The sequence below is a fragment of the Achromobacter animicus genome, from assembly GCF_902859585.1.
GTDB lineage: Bacteria > Pseudomonadota > Gammaproteobacteria > Burkholderiales > Burkholderiaceae_B > Achromobacter > Achromobacter animicus.
The window spans coordinates 1-12,451 of the sequence record NZ_CADIJM010000012.1; the positions used below are offsets into that span (position 1 = coordinate 1).

Here is a 12,451-nt window from a genome sequence, read left to right on the forward strand (position 1 = left end):
TGACTCGGTCCGTGACAACTTCACGGTCAAGGTCACCGACCTGGCCGGCAAGTCGACGAGCAACGACCTGGTCATCCAGATCATCGACACGGCTCCGATCGCCAAGAACGACAGCGCCTCGGTCACCGAAGACACCGCCACCCCGATCTCCGGCAATGTCCTGACCAACGACACGCTCGGCGCTGACAGCACCACCGTCGCCATCACGACGACCGACGCCAAGTACGGCAAGCTGGTCGACAACGGCAACGGCACGTGGTCGTATCAACTGAACAACGGCCTGCCCGCGGTTCAAGCCCTGAACAACGGTCAAACGCTCACCGAAACCATCCGCTACACCATCACGGATGCGGACGGCGACAAGAGCGAAGCGACCCTGACCATCACCATCAACGGCCAGACCGACGGTCCCCCGGTCGTCACCCCGGTTGACAGCGACGGCAACGTCACCAGCGCGCACAACAGCGTCGTTGAAGGTTCCAACGCGACGGTCACCGGTTCTGTGGGCGTGTCGGCGGAAGCCGGCATCACCACCGTCACGGTTGCTGGCCGCGACGTCACCGGCGCGAGCGCTGCCAACCCGGTTGTCATCACCACCGACAAGGGCATCCTGACCGTTACCGGCTACAACGCTGCGACGGGCGTCATCTCCTACTCCTACAAGGAAACGGGCGGCGCGGATAACCACTCGGCGGGCGACGACTCGGTACGTGACAGCTTCACGGTCAAGGTCACCGACCTGGCCGGCAAGTCGACGAGCAACGATCTGGTCATCCAGATCATCGACACCGCTCCGGTCGCCAGGAACGATGCGGCTTCCGTTACGGAAGACAGCACAACGCCGATCAACGGCAACGTCCTGACCAACGACACGCTCGGCGCCGACAAGAGCACCGTCGCCATCACGACGACCGACGCCAAGTACGGCAAGCTGGTCGACAACGGCGACGGCACCTGGTCGTACCAACTGAACAACGGCCTGCCCGCGGTTCAAGCGCTCAACAACGGCCAAACGCTCACCGAAACCATCCGCTACACCATCACGGATGCGGACGGCGACAAGAGCGAAGCGACCCTGACCATCACGATCAACGGCACCAACGACGCGCCGGTCCTGCAAGCCCACACGAAGGAGATCCTGGAAGACCAGACCGCCACCGGCAACGTGCTCCAGGGCGCGACCGACGTGGACAGCAAGACGCTGACCGTCACCGAGTTCACGGTGAATGGCGTGCGCTACGAAGCAGGCAAGACCGCCACCATTGCCGGCGTCGGCACCCTGCTGATCGGCGCCAATGGCAGCTACACGTTCAAGCCGGACGCCAACTGGAACGGCGATGTGCCGCAGGTGAAGTACACCGTGTCCGACGGCGCGGCCTCGACGACGTCCACACTGGATATCGACGTACTGCCGGTCAACGACGCCCCCGTGTCGCAAGATGCTTCGGGCAACGTCACGGAAGGCAAGACCTACACCTTCGATGCCGACGACTTCCCGTTCTCGGACCCGGTGGAAGGCCACACGTTTACGTCGGTGATCATCGACTCCCTGCCCACAGGCGGCACGCTGATGCTCAACGGCAAGGCCGTCACGCAAGGCCAGGAAATCAGCGCTGCTGACATCCAGGGCGGCAAGCTGGTGTTCCAGGCGTCCGCCTCCAACGTCGGCGAAAACGCTGGCTCCTCCTTCGACTTCCGCGTCAAGGATTCGGGCGGCACGGCCAACGGCGGCCAGAACACCTCCGCCGAACAGACGTTCAAGCTGCATGTCGACCAGTTCGTCGGCGGCAACAACACCAACGACACGGTCAAGGGTGGAACGGGCAACGACGTGCTGCTGGGCGACCAGGGCGGCATGGTGAAGAACGTGACGCCGGGCAGCAGCTACAACATCGCTCTCGTTCTGGATCTGTCCGGTTCGATGGACGACAAGTGGGGCAGCGGAAGCAGCGCCGAATCGCGTCTGGCTACCGCCAAGAAGGCGCTCAAGGCGCTGTTGGAAGGCCAGCTCGCGACGCACGACGGCACCATCAACGTGTCGCTGATCACGTTCGAAGGCGACGGCAGCAAGGTACAGAAGACGATATCCGGCTTGACGACCAGCAACGTCTCCGAGATGGTCGACATCCTGATGGGCCTGAAGAGCGGCGGCGGCACGCCTTATGGATCGGCGTTCAACCAAGCCAAGAGCTGGTTCGATGGTCAGCCCACGGTGGACAGCAGCGGCAACCCCTATAAGAACCTGACATACTTCCTGACCGACGGCGAGCCGACTTCGGAATGGTGGTACAACCGCGACACCGAGTTCGGCAAGCTGGCTGGCGTCAGCGATGTGCACGGCATTGGCATCGGTTCGGGCGTGTCCACCTCCACACTCAACAACTATGACAACACCGGCGGCCGCTTCACGTCGGGCGGTTCGGTTTACGTCACATTCAACAACACGTCGGGCGTGAACAATCCCGACAACTGGCAGAAGGAAGGCACCGGGACCGCCGTCCGGACCAGCAACGTCATGCGCCTGACGGATACGGCGGTGGACGGCAAGGCCTACACCGTGACCATGTCCGAAGCCAACAAGATCGTGGTGACGAACGCCGCGGGCGCCTCGTTCGGTTTTGACGCATCCGTCGCCAACAAGGGCGCAAACGATACCTTCAAGTGGGTCCTGCTCAAGTGGGATGGCTCGCAATGGAAGGAGGTCGAGTTTGGCACTGAGGCCAGCACTCGGACGGCCGGCATCCACGGCCCGGGCGAGTACCTGTTCCAGTTCATCCTCAACGACAACACCTCCAGCAACAGCGCGTTCCGGGTGGATATCGACAATATCCGCACGTACACGTCTGGCCGTACCGGCAACTCGCAGGTGGTTCTGTCGCCGTCGGATCTGGAGTCCGCGCTGGTTGGCGGAAGCACCTCCACCGAGCTGGCACCCGTCGGCGACGACAAGATCTACGGCGGCGACGGATCGGACATCCTGTTCGGCGACGCGATCAATACGGATCAGTTGCCGTGGGGCGTCAATGGCAATCCGGCCAAGCCTACCGACTACGCCGACGGCTCCGGTCTGGATGGTCTGAAGCTGTTCCTGCTGCTGAAGAACGGCACGCAGCCGACGGACGCCGATCTGCACAAGTTCATCTCGGACAACCACGGTCTGTTCGACGTGCAGGGCGACACCCGTGGCGGCAATGACGAGCTGCATGGCGGAACCGGCAACGACATCCTCTACGGCCAGGGCGGCGACGACATCCTGTACGGCGAGGACGGCAACGACATCCTGTACGGCGGTGCGGGCAAGGACACGCTGTACGGCGGCGCCGGCAACGACGTCCTGATCGGCGGCAAGGGCGACGACATCCTGTACGGCGGCGATGGCAGCGACACGTTCAAGTGGGAATTCGGCGATCAAGGCACGACGGCAAAGCCGGCCGTGGACGTGATCAAGGACTTCTCGAACGCCACGGTTGCCAACGGTGGAGACGTGCTGGACCTGCGCGACATGCTGCAAGGCGAAAAGGACGGCACGCTGACCCAGTACCTGCACTTCTCGAAAGACCCCGCCAACAGCGCCAACACGGTCATCGAAATCAGCACCGACGGCAAGATTGGCCAGGGTGCGGACCAGAAGATCATTCTGGAGAACGTCGATCTGACCAACGGCGGCAAGCTGGCAACGGATCAGGCCATCATCAATGACCTGCTGCAGAAGGGAAAGCTGAACGTCGATCACAGCTAAGCATCGACCTCACGGGGAGGGCCGGCTCCGGCCCTCCCCCGTCCCGCACGACGCATTTTTTTTAACGGCGCATTCTGAGACGTCGAAAAAATGTGAAAATCCGTTTCATGCCCTTAACCCGCCGTTACCGTAGCGCGCTGACTCTGTGCCGTGTGGCGCTGCTATGCCTGGCTTGCGGGTGGAGCGGCAGCTCGGCGCTGGAGATCAACACCGACAGGCTGCAAAGCCTGTCGGCCAGCCGCTATGGCGCCAAGGGCGCAAAGTCCGTATCGAACTGGCTGCAACTGCTGCGCAGCCCGGCCCCCGCAACCGACCGCGACCGTCTCACCGTCGCCAACGACTTCTGGAACCGCGCCCTGCTCTCCGGCGAGGATTCCATCATCTGGAAGCAAGCCGATTACTGGGCCACGCCCCTGGAGTCGCTGGGCAAAGGCGCCGGCGATTGCGAAGACTATGTCATCGGCAAGTATTTCACCCTGCTCTCGATGGGCGTACCGGCCAACAAGCTGCGCTTCATCTACGTGCGCGCCCGCATCGGCGGCGCGGCCAGCAGCAGCCAGGTGGCCCACATGGTGCTGGGCTATTACGAAACCCCGAATGCCGTCCCGCTGGTGCTGGACAGCCTGATCTCAACCATCCTGCCGGCCACGCAGCGGCGCGACCTGACGCCGGTTTTCAGTTTCAACGCCGACGGCGTCTACGTGGACGGCAAGGCGGCCGCGCCCGTCGACCGCCTTAGCCGCTGGCGCGACCTACTTCAACGCATGGAACGGGAAGGCATCCGCCCCTGATGTCCGGAAACAAGACTATGTCCATACTTCGTCAGCTACTGCTCAGTGTGACCCTCGCCATCAGCGTGATTTTGCTGGGAACGCTGGCGCTCAGCGTCAATTCGGCGCGTGAGTATCTGTCGGGCCAGCTTCAGGTGCAAAGCACCGACGCGGCCGTCTCCCTGGCCCTGTCCCTGTCGCAACCGGCGAACAACGATCCGGTCGTGCAGGAACTGCTGGTCTCGGCGCTATACGACGGCGGGCACTTCTCGCTGGTGCGCCTGACGGATCCCGAAGGCAAGGTCCTGATCGAACGCAAGTCGACCGCCACCGCCGCGTCCGTGCCGGCGTGGTTTCAGGCGCTGGCGCCGCTGGACAGCCAGGCGGCCAGCCACGCGGTCAGCGACGGCTGGCGGCAGATCGGCGAAGTCACCCTGATCGCCAACGACGCCTACGCCTGGGAAGCCTTGTGGCGCAGCAGCCTGAAGATGATCGCGCTGGTCGTGGGCGCGGGCATCCTGTGGGCCATGTTTGCCTTCGTGCTGGTCGGATGGATCAAGAACCGCCTCCTGCGCGAGATCAGCGACCACGTCCGCGGCATCGGCCGCGACGCGCCGGGCGAACAGGTCGAGGCGCGCGTGCCGGAGTTGTCCGGCGTAGTGCAGGCGCTGAACCAGACGCGCGAACGCATCCATGCCAGCGTCGAAGAACAGAACGCGAAGATCGAGTCGCTGGAACTGGAGCTGAACCAGGACCCGGTGACCGGCCTGCCCAACCGCAAATACTTCGTCAACGAGTTCCGCCGTGCGCTGGAAACCCGGCCCGCGGCGGGAACGTCGCGGATCGACGGCGGGCACGTGCTGGTGTTCCGCCAGCGCGATCTGGCCGACCTGAACCGCCACATGCCGCGCGAATTCATCGACCAGTGGCTGCGCACCGCGTGCGAACGCATCCAGGGCACGCTCAAGCGCATGCACGTCGCCGCCCCCATGCTGGCGCGGCTGAATGGGTCGGACTTTGCGCTGCTGCTGCCCGGCTGCGCGGCGCCGCAGGCCATGATGGTGGCCGAGCAGGTCCGCGCGGATCTGCATGCCTCGCGTATTCCGGTTGGTGAGGGCCATCTTTGCCGGTGGGCGCAGGCCATGACCGATTACGGCCACGGCAGCCAGGCCGGCGCCGTGCTGGCCCGCCTTGACTTTGGCCTGATGCGCGCCGAAAGCGCCGGCAACGACCAGGTCGTGATCGCGGGCGCCACCGACATGCAGTCGCCGTCGGAAGCAGGCGAACGCGCCTGGAAGGACGCCATCCAGACGGCGTTGGAGAACCGGCAGTTCGAACTGTCCACCGAACCCTTGCTGGCGCTGGATGGGCGCACCGTGCGCACCGAAGCCATGCTGATGCTGCGCACCGCGCCCGACCAGGAACCGATCCCCGCTACGCTCTTCATCCCGCCGGCCGTGCGGTTGGACCTGGTGGCGGAATGCGATCTGGAATCCGTGCGGCTTGGCCTGGAATGGCTGGCCAGCCATTCGGGCGAACTTGCCGTGCGCGTGGCGCTGCCCTCTTTGCGCGGCCAGAAGTTCCTGCGCCAGCTTGCACTGCTGCTGACCGAAAACCGTCCGCTGGCGCGCCGTCTGTACGTGGAAATCGACGCGCACGGGCTGGTGGAATGCCACGAGCAGATCACCGCCTTTGCGCGCGTCGCAGCGGAATTTGGCGCACACATCGGCGTGCGACGCCTGGCGCAGCAATTTGGCGCGGTGGCGCAACTGCACACGCTGCCGTTGTCCTACGTGAAATTGGGCGGGGGGTTCGTGGGCGGAATGTCGCAAAGCCCGGGTAGCCAGCAGTTGACGGCGTCGGTGCTGGAAACGGCCCGTTCGCTAGGTATTGCGGTCTATGCGGAAGACGTGCCGGACGCCGAGACGCAGCGCATTCTGCACGGCCTGGGCATCGAGATCATGCGCGGCCAGGGCGTGAAGACGGCGAGCGGCGTGTAAGTCGAACGGATACCGCGGCGGCCTGCGATTGGGACGTCCAGGCACGCCCCGCCGCAGGGAAAGGACCATGGAAAACGGCCCGCGCAGGCATTGCCGCGCGGGCCGCGTCGTCAGCGTAACGCCTTGCAATCTTAACGCGCGGCCTGGCCCTTGGACTGTTCGTAAAGCGGCATCACTTTCTGCGAAGCCGATTGCAGATCGCTGATGCGCGAGGCGGCCGACGGGTGGGTCGACAGGATCTCGGGCGGTGCACTGCCCTGGCTGGCCGCACCCATCTTCTGCCACAGCGTCACGGCGGCGCGCGGGTCATAGCCCGCCCGGGCCGCCAGTTCCACACCCATCCGATCCGCTTCGGTCTCGTGCGTACGGCTGTTGGGCAAGGTGAACATCACGCTGGTCAACTCTCCGCCCAGGTCGGACGCCGCCTTGGATCCCGTGGCAATGGACAGCACCTGCAAGCCCAGATTGGTCGCCATCTGCTGGGACACGCGCTCGCGCGCATGTTCTCGCAGGGCGTGGGCGATTTCGTGGCCCAACACCGCGGCCAGCTCATCGTCGGTCGGCTTGATCTGCGAAATCAGGCCGGTGTAGACGGCGATCTTGCCGCCGGGCATGCACCAGGCGTTGACCTCGTCGCTGGACAGCACGTGGACTTCCCATTTCCAGTTGGCCGCATCGGGACGGAACACGCCGGCCTGCGCGATCAAGCGCTGCGAGATCTCGCGCACGCGCGCCACTTGCTTGGCGTCGCGATCCAGCAGGCCCTTGGACTTGGCCTCCTGCAGGATGTCGGCGTACTGCTGGTTTGCTTCCTGTTCCAGCGCCTGCGCCGGCACCATCGTGGACATGTATTGCTTGCGGTCAACGCCCACGGCGCCTGACTGCGTGGTGTTCATGCTGGTGCAGCCGGCCAGCACGGCCAGCGACAGCACGGCCCCGGCATTGCGCAGAAAATGACGCTTCTGTTTCATGTCGGCCTCCAAGCCAATTCAACTACGGGAAAACGTATCAGACGGGCGCCGAGCCGCACTGACCGCGATGGCGCAGCGCGTGGTCGATCAGCACAAGCGCCAGCATGGCTTCGGCGATGGGCGTGGCGCGGATGCCCACGCACGGGTCGTGGCGGCCCAGCGTCTGCACCATCACCGGCTCGTTGGCGCGGTTGACCGAGCGGCGCTCGACGCGGATGCTCGACGTGGGTTTGATCGCGAGCGACACGGTGATGGGCTGGCCGGTCGAAATGCCGCCCAGCACGCCGCCTGCGTGGTTGCTCAGGAAGCCCTCGGGCGTGATCTCGTCGCCATGTTCCGACCCGCGCTGCGTGATGCAGTCGAAGCCGGCGCCAATGGAAACGCCCTTGACCGCGTTCAGGCCCATCATGACGTGGGCAATGTCGGCGTCCAGGCGGTCGTAGATCGGTTCGCCCCAGCCTGCCGGCAGGTTCTCTGCCACGACTTCGATGCGCGCGCCGATGGAATCGCCGTCCCGGCGCAACTGGTCCATATAGGCTTCCAGTTCGGGGACGACCTCGGCGTTGGGGGCATAGAAGGGATTGTTGGGCACTTCGTCCCACGAAACGAACGGAATGGCGACAGGCCCCAGCTGGCTCATGTAGCCGCGCACCTTGACGCCGTATTGCTCGGCCAGCCACTTCTTGGCGATGGCGCCGGCCGCCACGGTGGGCGCCGTCAGCCGGGCCGAGGAACGTCCGCCGCCGCGCGGGTCGCGCACGCCAAATTTGCGCCAGTAGGCGAAGTCGGCGTGGCCCGGACGGAAGGTGTCCTCGATGTTGGAGTAGTCCTTGCTGCGCGCGTCGGTATTGCGGATCAGCAGCCCGATGGGCGTGCCGGTAGTGACCCCGTTATAGACGCCGGACAGGATCTCGACCTGGTCGGCTTCCTGGCGCTGCGTCACGTGGCGCGAGGTGCCCGGGCGGCGGCGATCCAGTTCGTACTGGATATCGGATGCGTCCAGGGCCAGTCCCGGAGGACAGCCGTCCACGACGCAACCGATGGCCGGCCCGTGGGATTCGCCGAAATTCGTGACGGTAAAAAGAGTACCTAGGGTATTGCCGGGCATAAGGAGTCAACAGGTCGGGTTTGCAAGCAACCCCGATTATGACACCGCCGCGGCCAAAGCCTGGATTTCGGCGGCGGGCGCCGGCCGCCCCAGCAGAAAGCCCTGCATCACGCGGCATCCCAACGACTTCAGGATTTCGCGCTGCCCTTCGGTTTCGACGCCTTCGGCAACGACCGGCAGGTGCATGGCCTGGCACAAGCCGAACAGGGCGGAGACCACCTCGCGGCTGCCGGCGTCCGATTCCAGGGCGGAAATGAAGCTGCGGTCGATCTTGACCCAGTCGATGGGCAGATGGCGCAGATGGTTCAGGCTGGAATAGCCGCAACCAAAGTCATCCAGCGCCACCCCGATGCCCATGTCGCGCAGCGTATTCAGGATCTTCACGTGCCGCTCGTAGTGCAGGATGAAGATGGACTCGGTGATCTCCAGCACCAGCTTGCGCGGCGACAGCCGGGCGGCCGCCAGCACGTCCGATACAAGCTGGACCAACCCGTCTTCGTTCATCTGCTTGACCGACAGGTTCACGTGGACGCGCCACGCCGACGGCCAGAGCGCCGCCTGCGTGCAGGCGCGCTCCAGGATCCAGGCGCCCAGCGGCACGATCAGTCCGCTGCGCTCGGCCAATTCGATTGTCACGGCGGGCGACACGCTGCCCAGCACGGGGTGATGCCAGCGCAGCAGCGCCTCGCACCCCTGCACCACGCCGGTCGCGCTGTCGCAGACCGGCTGGTAATAGAGTTCAAACTGCTCCATGGCCGGTGTCGTCAGCGCCAGCCTCAGGTCATTTTCCAGGCCTTGCTGATCCCGTTGCCGCGCCAGCAGCCGGAAGTCGAAGAGATTCCAGCCCTCGCCGCCCCGATCCTTGAGGGGCACCATCGCCACCTGCACGCAGCGTTGCAACTCCTCGACACTGCGGCCGTGGGCGGGATACAGCGCCGCGCCAATCCGGAAGACGGCAATCAGGGGACGGGCGCCCAGTTCATAGGGCGCGCTCAGGTCGGCCAGCAGCTTGGCGGACACCTGGGCAGCCCCCTCCTCGTCCACGCCGGGGACACAGACGGTGAACGAATCGGCCCCGGAGCGCGCGGCCATCCCACCGAGCGCGCGTGCGACCAGGCTGATGCGATCGGCCACCTGCACCAGCAATGCCTGATCTTCGCCGGCGCGCAGCATGGCGCTGATCTGCGCGTAGTGTTCGAAACTGACGAGAAAAAAGGCGCCGCGGCGCGTCGTACCCTGGGGTTGGCCCAGCCAGGTACGCACGCGACGATGCAACTCCTGTTGGCTGAGGAGGCCGGTCAGTTCATCCCGCGTCAGGCGGCGGCGCAGCGCGCGGTCCCGGCGGAAGAACAGCAGACTGATCGCTGCAAGTGCGCCCGCGAGCGTCAGGCACAGTGCGAGCAGGTAACTCTCACGCACGGAGCCCCCCTATCCAAACGCCCCCGGCGTTGCGGCCCGATCACGGGCCCGGGGGCTGTAACATATTTTAAATTATGCATTGTTTTCGCAAAAAAACGCCACATTTCGGAGGCAACGCGCCTCCTTCTCCTGACTTTCTTCGGATCCTATGTTGCTCGCAGCGGTCATGGCGGGGTCCCGGATTGGCGATCTCTGGCCGGTCCTTTCGCCACGCCTCGACCCATCTACGACACCGCAACCCCAAAAATTAATACGCAGTGTCTCAATAGTTCTCAAACGGCCCATTCTCACGAGCGAAATAATTGCACACCTTGTCGGATATGACCGAGCATTTCGTAATATTCTGTGCGTTCTGTGACACGTCCCAGTATCGTGACGCCGTTGCTAGCTGTCGTTTCGTAACGTGTGTCACGTTTGATATCCAGGTTTTCATCCGCGTACGCCCAGGAAGGGATTCGCCACTACATGCCCACACTACGCCGGCTGCTCTTATGCTCCGCCCTTCTGGTCGGCTTTATCCTATTGGGCGCTCAGGCCCTCGGGATGCTGGCGGCGCACCGCTATCTGAATACGCAACTCGCCCAGCAAAGCGAATCGGGCGCCAACGCGCTCGCCTGGGCCTTGTCGCACAGTTCCGGCAGCCACAGCGAGCAGGTCGCGCTTGCCGATGAACTGTTCGGACAGGGGCTGTATTCGCTGGTCAATATCACGAACGAAGGGAACGCGCTGCGTGTGGAGCGCCGGTCGGGACCAGGCGCCGCAGGCCGGGAGCGCGATTGGCGCGCCGGATGGCTGAACATGGAAGCACCGGCCATTTCCCGGCCGTTCGTCATCCCTGGCGGACAAGGCAAAGGCACCCTCACCGTGCAGGCCGATGCCCGTCTGGCTCGCGACACGCTGTGGCAAGGCGGCATCCGCGTTCTGGGTCTGGTGCTTGCCGCGGCCGCATTCTGGGCACTGTTCGCCACCAATCTCGTGCGCTGGATCGAAGCCCGCACGTCACGCGACATCTGCGAACGCGTGCGTGCGCTGGCGCCCGGCGCCGATGCGCCACTGAGCGGTTCGTGCGAAGTGCCCGGTGTGGACCAGGCGCTGGTCGATGCGCAGCGCCGTGTCGCCGCCACGGTCGAGGAGCAGAATGCGCGCATCGAATCGCTGCAAAGCGAAATCTACCGGGACCCCATCTCGCGCCTGTCGAACCGCAAGCATTTTGTCGACCAGTTCCGGCTTGCGCTGGCAGATAAATCCGACGAGGCCGGCGGCCATCTGCTGATGTTCCGCCAACGCGACCTCGCACAGATCAACCGGCACCTGTCGCGCGCCTTCACTGACCAGTGGCTGCGCTCATCGTCGGACCGCCTGCGCAAGCTGGTGCAGGAATTCGGCGGTCCGGGCACGCTGATCGCCCGGATCAGCGGATCGGATTTTGCCCTGCTGCTGCCGCGCACCTCGGCGCCGCAGGCCAGCGTGCTGGCCGAACGCGTGCGGCGCGAGCTGCGGTCGCTGCGCGTGCCGATGGACAAATACGGATGGTGCCGGTGGGCGCTGGCCATGGCAGCCTTCGCGCCGGGCGACAACATGAGCGACATCCTCGCGCGTCTGGATCATGCGCTGATGTGCGCCGAAAGCGCCGACGACGACCAGATCACGCCAGCAAGCCAGGCCGCCGACAGCACCCGCATCGGTGAATACAGTTGGCACGACGCGCTGGTTACCGCGCTGGAGCAGCACCGGTTCTCACTGACGGCACAGCCGTTGCATGACCTGTCGGGCGCCCTGCTGCACCACGAGGCCTGCCTGACGCTGCACGATGCCTCCGGCACCGATCCCGTGCCGGCTTCGATCTTCATGCCGCCAGCCGTGCGCCTGGGCCTGTCCGCCGAATGCGATATCCAGGCGATCCGTCTGGGTCTCGATTGGCTGTTCACTCATGACGGCGCACTTACGGTGCCGGTATCGCTTGCCACCCTTGCCCAAGGATCCTTTTTCGCGCGTCTTGAACGCATGCTCGACGACCGGCCCACGCTGTCAGCGCGGCTGATCCTGGAAGTCGACGCCGCGGGACTCGTCGAACAAGGCGCCGATGTGCGCCAGCTCTGCGATATCGTCATGGGCGCCGGCGGACGGGTCGGGGTAGCGCGGCTGTCGCAGCAATTCGGCGCCATGGAGCACCTGCATGAATTTCCCGTCTCGTACGTGACGCTGAGCGGCAGTTTCATCGGCGGTCTCCTGCAAAGTCCCGGCAGCCAGCACCTGGCCGCCACCGTGGTCGCGACCGCGATGACGCTCGGCATGTCGGTCTATGCGGCTGACGTGCCGGACACGGCGACGCAGCTCGTGCTGGAAGGAATCGGCGTCCGCGCGATAAGCGGAGCTGTCGTAAACTCCGCCCACGCGCAAGACCTCGCGCATGATCACCAATGGGTTCCTAGTTGACGGAAGGA

7 protein-coding genes are annotated in these 12,451 nt (G+C 64.7%); 4 read left to right on the forward strand and 3 right to left on the reverse strand.

Annotated elements, in window-relative coordinates; genetic code table 11:
- The 3 genes from HV681_RS21965 to HV681_RS21975 all read left to right on the forward strand — a co-directional run.
- Positions 1-3,739, forward strand: a 3,739-nt coding sequence (locus HV681_RS21965) for a cadherin-like domain-containing protein (RefSeq protein ID WP_175125002.1), incomplete at its 5' end; no start/stop codon positions are given.
- Positions 3,740-3,846: 107 nt separating this feature from the next.
- Positions 3,847-4,530, forward strand: a complete 684-nt coding sequence (locus HV681_RS21970) for a transglutaminase-like cysteine peptidase (RefSeq protein ID WP_175125003.1) — start codon at positions 3,847-3,849, stop codon at positions 4,528-4,530.
- Positions 4,531-4,547: 17 nt separating this feature from the next.
- On the forward strand, positions 4,548-6,509 hold the full coding sequence (locus HV681_RS21975; RefSeq protein ID WP_175125004.1) for a bifunctional diguanylate cyclase/phosphodiesterase: 1,962 nt from the start codon (positions 4,548-4,550) through the stop codon (positions 6,507-6,509).
- Positions 6,510-6,640: 131 nt separating this feature from the next.
- On the opposite strand, the gene HV681_RS21980 is transcribed toward HV681_RS21975, so the two are convergent.
- Genes HV681_RS21980 through HV681_RS21990 form a run of 3 tightly spaced genes read right to left on the reverse strand, consistent with a single transcriptional unit; the run spans position 6,641 to position 10,007 of the window.
- Positions 6,641-7,480, reverse strand: a complete 840-nt coding sequence (locus tag HV681_RS21980) for a M48 family metallopeptidase (RefSeq protein WP_175125005.1) — start codon at positions 7,478-7,480, stop codon at positions 6,641-6,643.
- A 37-nt stretch (positions 7,481-7,517) separates the two neighbouring features.
- Positions 7,518-8,588, reverse strand: coding sequence for a chorismate synthase (gene aroC, locus HV681_RS21985; RefSeq protein ID WP_175125006.1), 1,071 nt, complete (start codon positions 8,586-8,588; stop codon positions 7,518-7,520).
- A 36-nt stretch (positions 8,589-8,624) separates the two neighbouring features.
- Positions 8,625-10,007 (reverse strand): putative bifunctional diguanylate cyclase/phosphodiesterase, encoded by a 1,383-nt coding sequence (locus HV681_RS21990; RefSeq protein WP_175125007.1) that lies wholly within the window; start codon positions 10,005-10,007, stop codon positions 8,625-8,627.
- Positions 10,008-10,472: 465 nt separating this feature from the next.
- On the opposite strand from HV681_RS21990, the gene HV681_RS21995 reads away from it, so the two are divergent.
- The gene (locus HV681_RS21995; RefSeq protein WP_175125008.1) at positions 10,473-12,443 is read left to right on the forward strand and encodes a bifunctional diguanylate cyclase/phosphodiesterase; all 1,971 of its coding nucleotides are present in this window, start codon (positions 10,473-10,475) and stop codon (positions 12,441-12,443) included.
- Positions 12,444-12,451: the final 8 nt, after the last annotated feature.

Excerpts from the sequence above, each read along its gene's own strand:
- HV681_RS21980 (WP_175125005.1), bottom strand. The coding sequence starts at position 7,480 with ATGAAACAGAAGCGTCATTTTCTGCGCAATGCCGGGGCCGTGCTGTCG.
- aroC (WP_175125006.1), bottom strand. The coding sequence starts at position 8,588 with ATGCCCGGCAATACCCTAGGTACTCTTTTTACCGTCACGAATTTCGGC.
- HV681_RS21995 (WP_175125008.1), top strand. The coding sequence starts at position 10,473 with ATGCCCACACTACGCCGGCTGCTCTTATGCTCCGCCCTTCTGGTCGGC.
- HV681_RS21975 (WP_175125004.1), top strand. The coding sequence starts at position 4,548 with ATGTCCATACTTCGTCAGCTACTGCTCAGTGTGACCCTCGCCATCAGC.
- HV681_RS21970 (WP_175125003.1), top strand. The coding sequence starts at position 3,847 with ATGCCCTTAACCCGCCGTTACCGTAGCGCGCTGACTCTGTGCCGTGTG.